This is a genomic window from Paenibacillus sp. RRE4, from assembly GCF_031844205.1.
Lineage (GTDB): Bacteria > Bacillota > Bacilli > Paenibacillales > Paenibacillaceae > Paenibacillus > Paenibacillus xylanexedens_B.
On sequence record NZ_JAUZUT010000001.1, the window covers coordinates 3134142 to 3149971 of the forward strand.

Consider the following 15830-nt stretch of genomic DNA (forward strand, 5'->3'; position numbering starts at 1 on the left):
AATCCCTCATTCCGGAACAGGCCACATAAAGATCGCAATCACACCGGGTCCCACATGACTACCGATAACGGCACCGATATTCGTATAGATCACTTCATTCAGTGTAAAATGACCCTGTAACTGTTCCGCACAAGCCACTGCTGACGCTGGATCAGCCGTATGACCTACCGCCAGATTGACCCGTTTTCCAGCCAGATCCTTCTGGAACAGTTCAATAATACGTGCCATTGCCTTTTTATGACCTCTGACTTTCTCTACGGCGTAGATTACGCCTTCTTCATCGATAGACAAGATCGGTTTGATATTTAACAGCGTTCCCAAGATCGCTGAGGCTTTGCCAATCCGTCCGCCTTTCTGCAAATACTCCAGCGTATCCACCAGAAAAAACAGTTTGCGGGATTGCTGCATCGCCTGAACGGCAGCTGCAATCTCCGCTACGGATTTGCCTTGTTCGGCAAGCTCCGCAGCTTGCACAACCATTAAACCATACCCGTAGGACGCCGATTTTGAATCAATGACCGTAAGATCCGCTTCGCGTTCCAGGAGCGACTTGCCGAGCATCGCCGATTGATACGTACCACTCATGCCCGAAGACAAGTGTATGGATACGATAGGTCTGTCGGGGTTTTCGTCCAGCAAACGCTGGTACACGTTCATAAAATCGGTAGGAGAAGGCTGCGAAGTCGTAGGCAGGACTGCGCTCTGCCTTAACTTATCGTAAAACTGCTCCGACGTCAGCTCCACTCCATCCGCATAGTTTTCTTCCCCGAACAACACGCGCAAGGGAACCACATGTATACCGTATTTACGAACCAGTTCCTCAGGAATATCCGCCGTACTGTCCGTTACAATCGCAACCTTGTGGCTCACAGGCTCTCCTCCTCTTTACATCAAGTGCTATCATGCATGTTTAACAAGTCATTCGTTCAGCGTCTAAAATCGATAGTGATTGGCTTGTGAAACAACCGCAATTAGGACTCTACAGAGAACAGATAATAGTAAACAGGCTGTCCTCCCTGATGTACTTCGATTTCCGCATCAGGATACTGCTCTTCCAGCCATGCAACAAGAGAAGAAGTAATCTCAGCGTCAGCCTCTTCCCCTTCAAGAACCGTAACCACTTCATCTCCGCTCTCCATCATCTGCCCAAGCAGACCTTCGCAAGCATGAAGCATGCTCTCATCTGTCGCAACAATTTTGGAGTTATATATCCCGATATAGTTCCCGGCTTTGATATCCAGTTCATCATACTGTGTATCCCGAACGGCATGTGTCACTTGTCCTGACTGCACCCGGCTAATGGCCTCCAGCATCTGTTCACGGTTCGTTTCCGCAGACTCATCCTCCTGGAAAGCAAAAGCCGCTGCCATCCCTTGTGGAATCGTCTTGCTCGGAATAACAGTAATCCGGCGCTCATCCTCCAGCAATTCACGAGCCTGTTCAGCAGCAAGCACGATGTTGGAGTTATTCGGCAAAATAAAGATTTGATCCGCCGCAATCGAACGAACGGCTTTTACAAAGTCTTCTGTACTTGGGTTCATCGTCTGACCACCAGACATCACCACATCTACACCCAGACTTTTGAAAATTTCCGCAATGCCGTCACCTGAAGAAACCGCAATAAAGCCATATGGTGCCATTTCATCAGCCGGAAGCACCGCTTCTTCCAATGTGCTTGTCTTCTCATGCGGAATTTCAGCAAAGATATCCGGTGAAGCTGCGAGATCCATGCCTGCGCTCAGCAGGTCCCGGTGCTGTTCACGCATATTGAGAATATGAATCTGTGTAATCTCTCCATACTTCAAAGCCAGATTCAATACATCACCAGGTGTCTTGGAATGCACATGCACCTTGATCACTTCATCATCGGCAATGATGATGATCGAATCTCCATTTATTGACAACGCTTTCCGGAACAACTCTTCATCAAATGTAGCTCCTGCATTCTCACCAAGCTCACGATTGATGAAAAACTCCATGTCGTACAGGAATTCAATATCTTCTGTTTCCAATCTTGCCTGAGCCGACAAAGGCATCTCGGGCGTAATTACTTGTGCCGCCTTCGTTGCAACCGGTTCGATTGCAGGCGTTTTCACCGGTGTTGCTACTGAAGAAGCAGATTCTTTTTGCAGTGAGGCACGTGAACTACCGTCTGTTTTCAATAGCACGTCCATAAAACCTTCATAAATATATACAAGACCCTGACCACCCGAATCCACCACACCAACCTGCTTTAAAACAGGCAGTAACTCTGGAGTCATTGCCAGTGCTTCTTTTGCTTTTAATAGAACTTCATTCATTAATTCAGTGATATCATTCGTCCGTCTTGCATAGTAGCTGGCATGTTTAGCCGCTTCTTTCGCTACGGTAAGAATGGTTCCCTCCACAGGCTTAACTACAGCTTTGTATGCTGCGTCAACACCATTTTGCAGGGCGGCTGCGAATTGAATCGTATTCAATTCTTCATAAGGAGCTGCTGAACGGCTGAATCCACGGAACAATTGGGATAAAATAACCCCTGAATTTCCGCGCGCACCCATAAGCAAACCCTTCGACAGTATTGCGGCAGCTTCTCCGATGGAAGCAGAGCTCTTTCTTTTGATCTCTGCAACACCAGCAGTCATTGTCAAATTCATATTTGTTCCCGTGTCACCATCCGGCACAGGGAAAACATTCAGGGAATTGACATGTTCTGCGTGCTGCCCTAGTTGTTCCGCTCCGGCGAGAACCATTGCGGTGAAATCTGTTCCATTTAAAGAACGTATACTCAAGTGAGAATTCCCCTTCCTAGCTTGATACACGAACAACTTGCACCAAGAATCAATTTGGTCTGTTCATGCGCTAACGCGGCTGCGTTATTCTTCGTCCATACCTTGTCCGGCACAGGCATACAATACAACATGTCAGCCGGATAAACGGTCTGGGCGGCCGGCCTACCAATATCCTGCATTCTCTGCAACCCGTTATGCGGGCATAGGGATATGCACCGGTATCAGAAGGCGACATGAATGCCGCATGGAGACTGGTGCCAATGATGGAATGCCGCATCTCACAGCGTTGCCAAAAAAGCAAACCTCCAACCTCTACGTACGGTTTTTTCTCCGGCTTCCCGCGGCAACAGCCTATTCATGGCTGTACTATGGACTATTCAACATTGTACTATATTAGACAAGAGAAATAAATAAAGTTTTTGGATCAGTTGACGAAGCTTTTTTGATTATGATATTATATTTAAGTATTGTTTTATGCAGGTTAAGTAATGGAAATGATCCGGCCACGCCGGCTTGAACAACCCATTAGCTACTGAAGCCTGGTCTTTAGGATCAGGAAAGAACAATTAAGTCCTTATGGAATGACGTTTGTCTCTCCCAAAGGCACTGGTTATTTTAGGATAGGAGGTGTAATCTATGTCTCGCAAATGTTATGTGACAGGTAAGAAACCGGGCACCGGTAACCACGTATCCCACGCTAACAACCGTAACCGTCGTTCTTGGGGCGTAAACGTTCAGAAGGTTCGTATTCTCGTGAACGGCAAACCAAAACGTGTATACGTAAGCACCCGTGCACTGAAAGCCGGTAAAGTGACTCGCGTATAATCACGCAAAGCTACTATAAATCGGGTAAGCAAAAAGCACCTTGTTCCTTGCAGGTGCTTTTTTGGTGTTCCAAAAAGCACATGTCCAACACATAGGAATGGCCGCCGCATGGCACATCATACAGATCTGGTTCTCCAGATGAGCGTGGAGCCAAAACGGCGGTATTCGACTAACTGTGCTGTTAATCAGATCAGTTCTTTTGAAACGTATTCAGGATCGCCTTTACAAACCCTCCCAAAAACTTCGGCAGTTTGAATGTGTAAAATTTCATACTTCACCCTCCCCATCATGCTCATGCATCCGCCGTATCCTATGCTTCAGGCCTTTTTCACCCAAACACGACAAAAAAGGCTACATGAGAAACCTGCTCATGTAACCATATTTATGCGGAACCTGCTGTCCCTATTCCACAATGACAAGCCCGAGATCAGCCCATTTACGTTTGAGTAGGGATGTACTGGTACACAGCGATCATAAAAACACTCATGAGATAATACAGTATGCTGAAAATGACAAAAGTAATCCGATGTCCCTTACGATCAAACTTTCGGAAATACATGATAACTACGGCGACACCAATTAACGACGTGAGCGCATTAAATGGAGCCTGGAGAACTGAAAACAGTGCAAGCACCAGCCCCGTAGTCATGCTTCCCGCCATTGTCAGCAATGTCTCTTTGAAAGTCATGAATTAACCCTCGTAACTGCTACGAATCTCGGCAATTGCAGCAGCGCGGTCTTCACGTCCGAATACGGCACTGCCAGCAACCAGAACATCAGCACCAGCTTCCACAACGAGTGGAGCTGTATCTGCAGCAATACCGCCGTCTACCTCGATATGTACGTCATGACGTCCTCTCTCGTTCAGCCATGTGCGAATCTGCTTGATTTTGTTCATCGTACCGGAAATAAATGCTTGTCCGCCAAAACCAGGATTCACAGTCATGACAAGAACCATGTCTACATCGTCCAGTACTTCCTGAATTGCACTTGCTGGAGTACCAGGATTAAGAGCAACCCCTGCCTTAATTCCCTGCTCTTTAATGAGGTGAATGACACGGTGCAGATGCACGCACGCCTCAGCATGAACTGTAATTACCGCTGCGCCGGCTTTAGCGAACTCTTCCACGTACCGTTCCGGATTTTCAATCATCAGATGAACGTCGAGTGGCAACGTTGTATGAGGTGCAATGGCCTTTACAATAGCAGGACCGAGTGTAATATTAGGGACGAAGTGCCCGTCCATTACGTCAACATGAATCCAATCTCCGCCAGCTGCTTGTGCTTCGGCAACCTCTGCACCCAGCTTGGCAAAATCCGCTGATAATATCGATGGGGCAATTTTAATCATATTAATACCTCCGCTTCTTATCTTTCATTTCAGTCAGGAACTGAACATAATGCTGATATCGACTTTCGGAGATCAAACCTTCCTCCTTGGCCGCCAGCACCTTGCAGGCTGGTTCATGCGTATGCGTACAACCACGGAACTTGCACTGATCAGCAAACTGGGCAAACTCACGGAAACAAGTGGATAATTCCTCCACGCCAATCTCCAAAAAGTCCAGCTGGCTGAATCCCGGTGTATCCGCAACAAATCCGCCATTATCGAGTGGAATGAGTTCCACATGTCTGGTCGTATGTTTCCCGCGCCCGAGACGCATGCTGATTGCACTCGTCTCCAGGGTAAGTCCTGGCATCAATGCATTCAGCATGGAAGATTTTCCAACACCAGACTGACCGGAAAATACACTGATCTTGCCCGCAAGGCGTTCTCTTAGCAACTCACTGCCTTCTCCAGTCCGTGAACTGGTTGATATGACTTCGTAGCCTATCTGCTCGTACATTGCCTTTACTTCAGCCACGATGTCCCGATCCTCAGCTTCTGAATCAATCAGATCCTGTTTCGTCAGCACGATAAGGGCATCGAGTCCGGCTTGCTCAATATGAACAAGAAACTTATCCAGGAGATTCAGATTCATATCAGGCTCTTTGACCGAAAATAACAGGACTGCCAAGCTGACATTCGCCACCGGGGGACGAATTAATTCGGTCTCGCGTTTGTGAATTTCGTCTACCGTTCCTTCCCCGTTCTCTGTCAGCATGTAACTCACTCGGTCACCTACAAGCGGAGAAGTGCCTCGTTTACGAAAAATGCCTCTGGCTCTGCATTGAACGGCGGAACCTTCAGCCGAAGGAACCCCGTTGTCTTCCACTGGCATGACATAGTAATAACCACTTAATGCTTTAACGATGATACCTTCTGGCACAGCTCCGTCGCCCTCCTTCTGATCACTCACATTGTTTCCTTACGTCAGCATAAGCCGTCCTTATGGACGGCCTGATGCGTTGATAACTCCTTTTTTCTTATCCTCTTTATGCTTGCCTGGGCCCTTATCCGTCTTCATTGCCGAAGTGTCGCCTTCCTGATTGTCCCCTTCCCCATCAACAGGGGTGGAGTCAGGTTCTTTTTCCTGGCCATTATCCACGTTGCCCCCATTGTCACCATTCCCCGGATCAGGGGTATTGGCTGGCGGTGCTTGCGTGCTCTGTTCCGGATCGATGGAAGGTACATTCACCGTACCATTCTTCGCTTCACTGTAGGATACGACGTACGTATCCAGAAATTTACCATCACGGTAAACGGACACAGCCCCATTTTCATTCGGTGCAAGCACAAGCGGTATCGTCAAGACTTGAGCAGAATTAATTGTGCGTGTACCCCACTCCTGATTTTTACCGCGAGCATCTTCATAGGTGATGCGAATTTTACTATTTTTACCCACTTCTTTTGGTGATACGTTGATGTTAAACGGATATTCCAGTGCCTGATCCGGATAACCTGTGCTGATAAAAATTGTAATTTTGTCGCCAGGGCTAACATCCGTCCCGGCTTCCACAGGCCATTGCTGGGTTACTTTGCCCTTTTCTACGGTATAACTGGACTCCTCTTGAACCTGTCCAAGCACAAGTCCTTTCTCTTTCAGCATTTGTTCTGCTTCACTGCGCGTATGATTTTTCAAATCAGGCATTTTGACCGTTTCTGCGCCCTTGCTCACCGTTAACTCAATCTCAACAGTTTCAGGATCAAATTCTTCATTTACACCAGGCGTCTGGGAAATGACAGAGCCTGAATCGACTTCATTAGAAAAATCATCTTTACGCTTGATCTGGTCTTCTTTAATACCAAGCGCAGTCAGTTTTTTGACCGCTTCAGTATAAGGCTCCTGCTTGACATCAATCATCTTCACCATTTCTTTTTCCGCGCCAACACTTAGCTGAACCTCGGAGCCTTTTTTGACCACGTCGCCTTCATTCCTGCTCTGATCAAAGACAATGCCTGGCTCTACATTTTCTTTGTACTGTCGGATGACTTCGTTGCTCACCACCAAGCCCTGTTCCTCCAGCATTTGGCGGGCTTTTTCTTCTGTCTGATTGACTACGTTAGGCACCGTTACCTCAGGTACAACAAGCATACCTTTGACATACCATACCACTCCAACCATGGCGATCAAAAGAAGAACAGTCAATGATATGATCAGCGTTGGTTTTTTCCAGTTTTTCTGCTTCGGTTTACCTGCGCTCTGTTCCTGATCTGTTTCCATCACAGGCACCGCTCCAGTAGATTTCATTCCGCGAGGCTCCGGCTTGATGGCCGGCATTACACGGGTCTGATCGATATCATCCTCATCTGGAAAGTCCACCTTAGACTCATTGCGGCGCTCTGGCATAAGACATGTTTCCAGATCATGCTGCATTTCTTTCGCCGATTGATATCGCTCCTGCGGATTTTTACGCATGGATTTCAGAATGACATTTTCCACACTTTGCGGAATGAGCGGATTGAATTTGCGTGGTTCATCAAACTCTTCCTGCAAATGTTTCAAGGCTACACTAATTGGACTTTCCCCAAGAAAAGGAAGCTGTCCTGTAAGCATTTGATAGAGTACAATTCCAAGAGAATATAAGTCCGACTTCTCCCCAGTCACAATACCCTTGGCATGCTCTGGTGAGAAATAATGCACTGAGCCCACGACAGAGCCAGTCTGTGTGATCGTTGTAGAGGTAACAGCACGCGCGATCCCGAAATCTGTTACTTTTACCCGGCCATTCCGGCCAATTAATATGTTATGCGGTTTAATGTCCCGGTGAATAATCTGATTATGGTGCGCGTGATCCAGTGCATCCGCGATCTGGGAAGCAATGTGTACCGCTTCGTCGACCTGCAGAGGCGCACGTTCCTTAATAATTTCATTTAAATTTTTGCCTTCAACGTACTCCATAACAATATAATGCACGTCATCTTCCTGACCCACATCATAGATGCTGACGACATTCGGATGTGACAACGACGCCGCTGATTGTGCCTCTCTCCGAAAACGGCGGATAAACTCTTCATCATGAACAAACTGTTGTCTGAGTACTTTAATTGCCACATTTCGGTTCAAGAGCAAATCTTGAGCTTTGTAAACCAAAGCCATGCCGCCACCGCCGACACGCTCAATGACTTCATAGCGTCCGCCTAGCTGGTGCCCAATCATGACTCACACCCCGTTTCCGCTTCTAGGGCATCTTGTTGCTGAGGTTCAAATAAAGCGACAGTGATATTATCGTCTCCTCCAGCAAGCAGTGCCAGCTGTAGCAGTCGATCGGCACGATCTTCCAGTGGAAGTTCAAGATTACCTGCAACCTGAATAATCTGCTCATTGCTGACCAGGTTACTGAGTCCGTCACTGCAGAGAAGCAGAACTTCCCCTTCTTCCAGTCGCACGGCATCCATATCCACCTTCACTTCGGCATCAGTGCCAAGTGCACGGGTAAGCACATTGCGACGTGGATGATGAGTTACATCCTCCTTGCTAATCTGACCATTTTTGTACAATTCATTCACCAGTGTGTGGTCTTCAGTCAGCTGGAAGACTTCCTTGCCTGCAATTTTGTATGCACGGCTGTCCCCAATATGTCCAATCACACCTTCCGCATCATTTAACAGAGCGGCAACAACTGTTGTCCCCATATTATGATACTTATCGTCCGTGGATGCTGTGCGGAATATGACTTCATTCGCATGAAGAATCGCATCGCTAAGCGCAGCTGACAGGGAAGCATGGGACAAACCTGGCTCAAGTGTTGCCAGATCCTCTACCAGCGTCTCCACTGCAAGGCGACTTGCCGTATCTCCAGCAAGATGTCCACCCATCCCGTCTGCAACGATTCCCAGAATATATCCTGTATCCAGATTCCGAATCCAGGCTGAATCTTCATTCACCGAACGTACTCGTCCGATATGGCTCACATGAACTGTTTTGATCAAAACGCTCTCACCTCAACTCCATATGCTTTGCACGAAGCTGGCCGCAAGCGGCAGCAATATCATGTCCCTGTTCACGGCGAATCGTTACATTAACTCCCTGTTCCGAAAGAATTCTCTGGAAGTTAAAAATATCACTTCTTGATGTTCTAACATATTTGCGTTCAGGCACATGGTTTACCGGAATCAGATTGACATGGCATAACATGTTTTTGAGCACACTTGCCAGTTCTGCCGCATGCTCTGGCTGGTCATTGACACCGCCGATCAATGCGTACTCAAACGTAATTCTTCGGCCCGTCTTAGCCAGATAATAGCGAAGAGACTCCATCACATCATCAAATGGGAAACGACGGTTCACCGGCATCAGTTTCGAACGCAAGGCATCATTTGGTGCATGAATCGAAATAGCCAAATTAATTTGCGTGTCTTCATCTGCAAACTTGTAGATGTTCGGTACAATTCCGCTTGTAGACACCGTGATATGTCGCTGACCAATGTTCAGACCTTTTTCGTGAATCATAATCCGCAAGAACGTCATCGTTGCTTCATAGTTTTCAAAAGGTTCACCCGAACCCATGATCACGATGCTGCTGACACGTTCACCGCGCTCATCCAGAATTTTCTGAGCCTGTACAACCTGAGCCACGATCTCTCCGGCTGTCAGGTTGCGTTTCAGCCCCCCGAGCGTGGATGCACAGAACGTACAGCCAATCCGGCAGCCCACCTGTGTGGTTACACAGATGCTGTTCCCGTAGTTATGTTTCATAATAACCGTTTCAATCGCATGATCATCATGCAGACCAAAAAGGAATTTCACCGTGCCATCCTTGGACTCAAACTTCGTAATTTCCTTAAGGGTTACGAATTCAAACTGCTCTGCCAGCTTCTCACGAAGCGACTTGGAGAGATTTGTCATTTCACTAAAATCATTAACACGTTTCACATAAATCCAGTCAAAGATCTGACCACCGCGAAACGCTGGTTCCCCGTTTTCCACAGCCCATTGCTGCAGTTGCTCCAGGGAAAAATCGTATATAAAAGGTTTCATTTTGTTTTCAACACCTATTCCTTTTTTCTTTTCATTTGCACTTCTTTTGCTTTCCATCGATTTACTGCATTCGTCCTATTCTATCACAAACGGCACTTTACATCCATGTATACCCTGGAGACCGATTCTTCATGCATTATAACATCTCATTGTTACCATCGCATCCTGACATCGTTTTATAAACGAGTTAGTGATCTACCAAGTCGCCTCTCATAAAGAAATCCGCCGAGGGTTTTCCTCGGCGGCCTTCCTTCAGTGCTCTATTAAACGTTTAATTAGCCGTTCTTGTCAACCTTGCGATATAAAAACCGTCACTGTGAGCATATTGCGGCATAATTTGAACACCACCATTCACAGCCCTCCAGTCCCTGGTTCCTGGCTGTGACCATGCCGATGTTTCGATAGCCTTATACTCTGGATGACGATCCAAAAAGTCCGCCACCATATCCTCGTTCTCTGCCGATTCAATGGTACAAGTGCTGTATACCAGAATACCACCTGGTTTGAGCAATGGCGCAACGCAATCCAAAAGTTCTCGTTGCAAACTGGAGATGTCTTCAATGTCGGATGAAGATTTAGTCCACTTCACGTCCGGCTTGCGACGAATGACCCCTAGCCCTGAGCACGGTGCATCCAGCAAAATCCGGTCAAATGATGACTCGGCATAGCGCTGGTTTAAATCAAGTGCATCCCCGGTTACCGCATCAATGCAGCTTAATCCAAGACGTTCAGCCTGATCCAGAATAAGCTCGCGTTTATGAGCATGAACATCGTTAGCTATAATGCGTCCACGGTCCCGCATTTTCTCTGCGATATGAGCTGTCTTGCCGCCTGGAGCTGCACAACAGTCCAGCACGTTTTGTCCCTCTTCCGGCGCTACGGCTTCAGCGACCAGCATAGAACTTTCGTCCTGAACCGAGAAAAGTCCGTCCCGATACCAGGACGTAAGAGCCATATTGCCTCCGCTTCGAACCAGAATACCATCCGGGCTAAGATGCGAAGCTTCAACCACTGCCCCTGTGCTTGCCATCTCCTCCATCAGCTTGTCCCGTGTTGTCATGGTCGTGTTCACACGTACGCTCACTGCTGGAGGTTCATTATTCGCACGGCAGATGGCTTCTGTTGTCTCTTCCCCATATTGAGCAATCCACCGCTCCACCATCCACAGCGGGTGAGAATGCTCCAATGAGATCCGTTCAGCAACCGGCAGATGCGAGGGAACATGCAACTGCTCCTTGTTTCGAATCATATTCCGCAGCACGCCGTTAACCATACCCGAGATTCCCTGATGACCAAGTTTCTTTGCCAGGTTTACTGCTTCGCTGACGACGGCATGTTCCGGAATTCGATCCAGGTAGATCAATTGATACGCACTGATCCGAAGCAAACTACGCACCCAAGGCTGTAACTTTGCTGTTCCTTTGGCAACAAAACGCTCCAGATAATAATCCAGCGTGTTTAGTCTTGCAATCGTTCCATATACCAGTTCCGTAGCGAGTCCTGCATCTGCAGAACTAAGATCTGAATCTTTGAGGCGGCGGTTCAGTTCCAGATTGCTGTATGCCCCATCCTGCTCCACCGCGCTCAATACCTTGACAGCGAGTGCACGAGCAGATGTCTTCGGTTTCTGCACACGATCATGAGTCTGACGACGACTGGCTTGGCTCCCTGCGTTACCGTTGCCTGCTGCCTTACGTTCTTTTCCTGAAGAATGTCCTGATTTTGAAGTACTCATCGCAGCACCATACCAGGTTTCAATGTTCCACCGCGAGCAAAGTCGGCAGCTTGCATTACTTTTCTGCCAGCAGGTTGAACTTCTGTCAGCCACAAAGAACCATTGCCTGTCTTGATTTCTATACCTGATTTGTTCCATTGCAACACGGTTCCAGGCACGGCTTGTCCAGCATTGGAAACAGATGAAGCTTCATTCGCCACCTGATCTGGATTGGCTGCTGCCCAAACTTTAAATACCTGTTCATCCCACATCGTGAATGCACCCGAAAAAGGGACCAGACCACGAATCTGATTAAACAATTCACGGGATGTACGATTCCAGTCCAACTTCTCGTCTTCCCGAGTCAGATTACGAGCATAGGAAGCTTCCTCATCATTCTGTGGAACAGCTGTCGTTTCGCCTGCGATGAGACGCGGCATCTCCGCCTGGAGCAACTTGGAGCCGGCCTCACTCAATTTGGCAAACATCGTGCCGGATGTATCTTCATCCGTGATTGGTACTTCCACACGAGAGATCATATCCCCGGTATCCAGACCTTCTGCCATATACATCAACGTGACCCCTGTGACGGATTCTCCGTTAATGATAGAACGTTGTATCGGAGCTCCTCCGCGATATTTAGGCAGAAGAGACCCGTGTACGTTCACACAGCCGCGAACCGGCATATCTAACACCGCTTTGGGAAGAATCTGTCCAAATGCGGCAGTGACGATCAAATCCGGTTTCCATTCCGCAAGGCGGGCTACCGCTTCCGGATCACGAAGTTTGACAGGCTGAAACACCGGCAGACCGTGGCGTTCAGCTGCGGCCTTGACCGGTGTAGGTGTAAGCACTTTTTTTCTTCCCTGCGGTTTATCCGGCTGTGTTACCACGCCTACCACACGGTATCCTTCCGCCATCAACATATCCAGAGAAGGAACGGCGAATTCAGGTGTTCCCATAAAGACAATATTCAAATCGATCACTCCTTAATTGCGACGCGGTCCAGTTTGCTCTGGGGTAATTTCATATACTTTTTCAGCGATATCTGTGAAGAGCACACCGTCCAAATGGTCAATTTCGTGCTGAAACGCACGGGACAACAGACCGCTACCTGTAATAATCAGTTCATTGCCTTCACGATCCAGTCCTTTCACGGTAACCGTCTCAAAACGACGGACATCTCCGTTAATCCCTGGAATACTTAAGCAACCTTCAGGTCCGAACTGTTCTCCTTCACTGGAAATAATTTCAGGGTTAATCATTTTGATCAGCCCTTGCTCATCTCCTGCATCAATCACAATCAAACGTTTCAGAATGCCGACCTGCGGAGCCGCAAGACCTACCCCTTCTGCGTCGTACATTGTGTCTGCCATATCATCAAGCAACTTTTGTACATTAGGTGTAACTTTGGTAACTTCCTTGGCTCTTTTGTGAAGCACCTCATCTGGTTCTTTAACGATAATACGAATCGACATGTTGTAAGCACCTTCCTAATTCTCATCATAGTTTCTAGACAATATTCTCTATTTCGTTGTTGATATTAATCTATGTTTATACCGCTTGTTCACATCCACATTTTTCGCCTCAAAATGCTGTAAAATGTCTACATTAACATCTGCGGGTCTACATCAAGGCTAATTAGCAGCTTCTGGGCCTGAACATCATCGTCCATGTGCCGGGCCGTTGCCAGAGCCAGACCGATGGCATCCACATCCCCACGCCATTTTATCATACATTGGAATCGGTATCTATTCTTGATCCTTGGAATTGGAGAAGCTACAGGGCCAAGCACATCAAAGGCTTCGTTACTGAAACGATCCAGACTGCCCAGCCATCCGGCAGCATTCGCCTTCTCTTTCAGCAATCGGGTATAGTTTTCAGCTAGTCGAATCAGAACAGGAAGTTGTTCGTGAGAGAACGTCACCAGAATCAGACGGCAGTATGGAGGATACTGTAAATTTCTGCGATGTAACAACTCTTCCTTCACAAAAGATACATAGTCATGCTGGCTTGCATGTCCGATGGAGTAATGCTCTGGCGTATAGGACTGCACAAATACTTCCCCCGGTAATTGATGACGGCCCGCCCGGCCTGCCACTTGTGTCAGCAGTTGGAAGGTTTTCTCGGCAGCACGGAAATCAGGCAAGTTAAGCGCTGAATCCGCGGTGATGACTCCAACGAGCGTCACATCAGGGAAATCGAGCCCCTTGGCAACCATCTGAGTTCCAAGCAACACATCGGCTTTCTTCTCCCGGAACTGTTTTAACAGCTTCTCATGCGCGCCTTTCTCCGTCGTTGTATCCACATCCATACGGATCACCCGTATCCCTGGAAACAGCTTGGCCAGTTCCTCTTCAACCCGTTGTGTTCCTGTACCAAAGTAGCGAATATGCTCACTTCCACAATCCGGGCACGTTTCGGGCGCCGCTTCTGCATACCCGCAATAGTGACAGCGTAAATTGTTGGAACGCTGATGATATGTCAAAGAGATATCACATTCAGGACAGCCCGCCACATATCCACAGCTCCGGCACATCACAAAGGTAGAATATCCGCGCCGATTCAGCAGTAGAACCGTCTGTTCTCCTCGCTCCAGGCGTTCTTCCAACCCTTTGTGTAATGCTCTGCTGAACATGGAACGATTGCCATCCTTCAGTTCTTCACGCATATCGATGATTCGCACAGCTGGCAGATTGTTGCCAAGCGCCCTTGTAGGCATTTCAAGCAAGAGAGGAGCAAAATCATCATTGCTTTGCGAACGCGCAGCATAATAACTTTCCAGCGAAGGCGTGGCCGAACCCAGAACCACCACGGCCTGATGCTGTTGTGCTCTTTTGACAGCCACATCACGCGCATGGTATTTCGGCGTTTCTTCCTGTTTATAGGAGGTCTCATGTTCTTCATCCATAATAATCAGTCCCAGACGGCTGAAGGGAGCGAACACCGCAGAACGCGCACCAATCGCTACCTTCACTTGACCTTCCCGAATTTTACGCCATTCATCATAACGTTCACCGCCGGAAAGACGGCTGTGCATGACCGCAACCTGATCGCCAAAACGTCCTTTGAAACGCTCTACCATCTGTGGAGTAAGGGCAATTTCCGGCACCAGCACGATGGCCTGCCTGTCCTGATTGATACACTGCTGAATCGTCTGCAGATAAACCTCGGTTTTACCACTTCCGGTAACGCCATGTAACAAAAACACACCGTGACGCTGTTCCTGCAAACGCCCGTTGATGCTGCCGAAAACCTTTTGCTGCTCCTCAGTCAGTGCCAGCGGTTCTGTGGGCTTAAAACGTCTGCCCTGATACGGATCACGGAAAACTTCCACGTCCTCTGTCACAACCAAACCTTTTTCCTCAAGCCCTTTAATCGTTGCTGCCGAAACTTGTAGCGTAGACAATACTTCCTTCAAAGGCATTGGTAGCAAATCCTTCATCTCCAGCAAAAAAGAAAGAATTTCCTTCTGCCGTTGAGCCTTTGCCGGGAACGAGGACAACGCTTCTTCCGCTACAGCGATATCCACAGCCAGATTCACAGATTTCATCGTTTTTTTATTCAGCTTATCCTTAATCGCTTGGCTTTCCAATAGTACACCGCTAAGTAGCAGCTTCTTGATCAAGGCTGCATGATTCGGGTACTTGCGGCTTAATTGCTGCAGGGGCACCTGTCCTCGGCTTTTGACAAAACGAATAATATCCTGCTGTACCTTCTCGGTTGTCGATTCCTCTCCCCACACAAACAGAACATCCTCGTTTGAAAATCCATCTCCTGCATATGCATCCAGTGCATCTCCTAGCGAAATGTAGCGCTCCGCTTTTCCTTTCAACGCTGTTGGCACCATCACTTGCAAGGACAAAATCCGATTGCTCGCATATCTCTCGCTCATCCATTCTGCCAGCTCTACCAGATCCTTCGACAGTGGCGGCACGATATCCAGTAGCTCCTGAATAGGCTTGAGTTTAAATGATTCTTCTCCCGTACGGGGAACCAGATCAACGACGAACCCTTGCACGGTGCGATGTCCAAAAGGTACACCTACCCTGCTTCCCACCTCAATCCATTCCTTCATGGAGTCGGGAACCAGATAATCAAAAGGCCGGTCGGTCTGCTTCACAGGCACATCGACAATGACCTTGGCAATCTCCATCT

Annotated in this window: 14 protein-coding genes; 1 reads left to right on the forward strand and 13 read right to left on the reverse strand. The window is 47.9% G+C overall.

Annotation, left to right across the window (positions count from 1 at the left end):
* Positions 1 to 6: 6 nt before the first annotated feature.
* Both Q9R46_RS14030 and Q9R46_RS14035 read right to left on the reverse strand, forming a co-directional pair.
* A complete protein-coding gene (locus Q9R46_RS14030) occupies positions 7 to 870 on the reverse strand; it encodes a DegV family protein (RefSeq protein WP_145331905.1) in 864 nt (287 codons plus the stop codon).
* A gap of 101 nt (positions 871 to 971) precedes the next feature.
* Positions 972 to 2771 carry a DAK2 domain-containing protein gene (locus Q9R46_RS14035; protein ID WP_311280451.1) on the reverse strand — a complete coding sequence of 600 codons (1800 nt, stop codon included), beginning with the start codon at positions 2769 to 2771 and terminating at the stop codon, positions 972 to 974.
* Between the two features lie 636 nt (positions 2772 to 3407).
* Between Q9R46_RS14035 and rpmB the strand changes: the two genes are divergently transcribed.
* On the forward strand, positions 3408 to 3596 hold the full coding sequence (rpmB, locus tag Q9R46_RS14040; RefSeq protein ID WP_024631107.1) for a 50S ribosomal protein L28: 189 nt from the start codon (positions 3408 to 3410) through the stop codon (positions 3594 to 3596).
* A gap of 190 nt (positions 3597 to 3786) precedes the next feature.
* Here the strand turns inward: rpmB and spoVM are convergent, their stop codons facing one another.
* The 11 genes from spoVM to priA form a co-directional block, all read right to left on the reverse strand.
* On the reverse strand, positions 3787 to 3867 hold the full coding sequence (spoVM, locus tag Q9R46_RS14045; RefSeq protein ID WP_019424875.1) for a stage V sporulation protein SpoVM: 81 nt from the start codon (positions 3865 to 3867) through the stop codon (positions 3787 to 3789).
* A gap of 165 nt (positions 3868 to 4032) precedes the next feature.
* Entirely contained in the window at positions 4033 to 4284 is a 252-nt protein-coding gene (locus Q9R46_RS14050; protein WP_145331908.1) for a hypothetical protein, read from the reverse strand.
* Positions 4285 to 4287: 3 nt separating this feature from the next.
* Positions 4288 to 4947, reverse strand: coding sequence for a ribulose-phosphate 3-epimerase (gene rpe / locus Q9R46_RS14055; RefSeq protein WP_145331909.1), 660 nt, complete (start codon positions 4945 to 4947; stop codon positions 4288 to 4290).
* A 1-nt stretch (position 4948) separates the two neighbouring features.
* A complete protein-coding gene (gene rsgA / locus Q9R46_RS14060) occupies positions 4949 to 5866 on the reverse strand; it encodes a ribosome small subunit-dependent GTPase A (RefSeq protein WP_145331910.1) in 918 nt (305 codons plus the stop codon).
* A 60-nt stretch (positions 5867 to 5926) separates the two neighbouring features.
* Positions 5927 to 8137 carry a Stk1 family PASTA domain-containing Ser/Thr kinase gene (gene pknB, locus Q9R46_RS14065; RefSeq protein WP_311280452.1) on the reverse strand — a complete coding sequence of 737 codons (2211 nt, stop codon included), beginning with the start codon at positions 8135 to 8137 and terminating at the stop codon, positions 5927 to 5929.
* A complete protein-coding gene (locus Q9R46_RS14070; RefSeq protein ID WP_145331912.1) occupies positions 8134 to 8910 on the reverse strand; it encodes a Stp1/IreP family PP2C-type Ser/Thr phosphatase in 777 nt (258 codons plus the stop codon). Before Q9R46_RS14070 ends, pknB begins: the two co-directional genes overlap by 4 nt.
* Positions 8911 to 8917: 7 nt before the next feature.
* On the reverse strand, positions 8918 to 9958 hold the full coding sequence (rlmN, locus tag Q9R46_RS14075; protein WP_145331913.1) for a dual-specificity RNA methyltransferase RlmN: 1041 nt from the start codon (positions 9956 to 9958) through the stop codon (positions 8918 to 8920).
* A gap of 271 nt (positions 9959 to 10229) precedes the next feature.
* Positions 10230 to 11693 (reverse strand): 16S rRNA (cytosine(967)-C(5))-methyltransferase RsmB, encoded by a 1464-nt coding sequence (gene rsmB / locus Q9R46_RS14080; RefSeq protein WP_311280453.1) that lies wholly within the window; start codon positions 11691 to 11693, stop codon positions 10230 to 10232.
* A complete protein-coding gene (fmt, locus tag Q9R46_RS14085) occupies positions 11690 to 12649 on the reverse strand; it encodes a methionyl-tRNA formyltransferase (protein WP_311280454.1) in 960 nt (319 codons plus the stop codon). Before fmt ends, rsmB begins: the two co-directional genes overlap by 4 nt.
* Positions 12650 to 12661: 12 nt before the next feature.
* Positions 12662 to 13150: a peptide deformylase gene (gene def, locus Q9R46_RS14090; RefSeq protein WP_123062359.1), complete on the reverse strand. Its 489-nt coding sequence runs from the start codon at positions 13148 to 13150 to the stop codon at positions 12662 to 12664.
* Between the two features lie 128 nt (positions 13151 to 13278).
* Complete coding sequence (priA, locus tag Q9R46_RS14095) at positions 13279 to 15828, reverse strand: primosomal protein N' (RefSeq protein ID WP_311280455.1); 2550 nt, start codon at positions 15826 to 15828, stop codon at positions 13279 to 13281.
* Between the last annotated feature and the right edge of the window lie 2 nt (positions 15829 to 15830).

Bases quoted from the DNA above. Each gene is read 5' to 3' on its own strand.
- rpmB (WP_024631107.1), top strand. From the start codon at position 3,408: ATGTCTCGCAAATGTTATGTGACAGGTAAGAAACCGGGCACCGGTAAC.
- spoVM (WP_019424875.1), bottom strand. From the start codon at position 3,867: ATGAAATTTTACACATTCAAACTGCCGAAGTTTTTGGGAGGGTTTGTA.
- Q9R46_RS14050 (WP_145331908.1), bottom strand. From the start codon at position 4,284: ATGACTTTCAAAGAGACATTGCTGACAATGGCGGGAAGCATGACTACG.
- rpe (WP_145331909.1), bottom strand. From the start codon at position 4,947: ATGATTAAAATTGCCCCATCGATATTATCAGCGGATTTTGCCAAGCTG.
- pknB (WP_311280452.1), bottom strand. From the start codon at position 8,137: ATGATTGGGCACCAGCTAGGCGGACGCTATGAAGTCATTGAGCGTGTC.
- rlmN (WP_145331913.1), bottom strand. From the start codon at position 9,958: ATGAAACCTTTTATATACGATTTTTCCCTGGAGCAACTGCAGCAATGG.
- rsmB (WP_311280453.1), bottom strand. From the start codon at position 11,693: ATGAGTACTTCAAAATCAGGACATTCTTCAGGAAAAGAACGTAAGGCA.
- def (WP_123062359.1), bottom strand. From the start codon at position 13,150: ATGTCGATTCGTATTATCGTTAAAGAACCAGATGAGGTGCTTCACAAA.
- priA (WP_311280455.1), bottom strand. From the start codon at position 15,828: ATGGAGATTGCCAAGGTCATTGTCGATGTGCCTGTGAAGCAGACCGAC.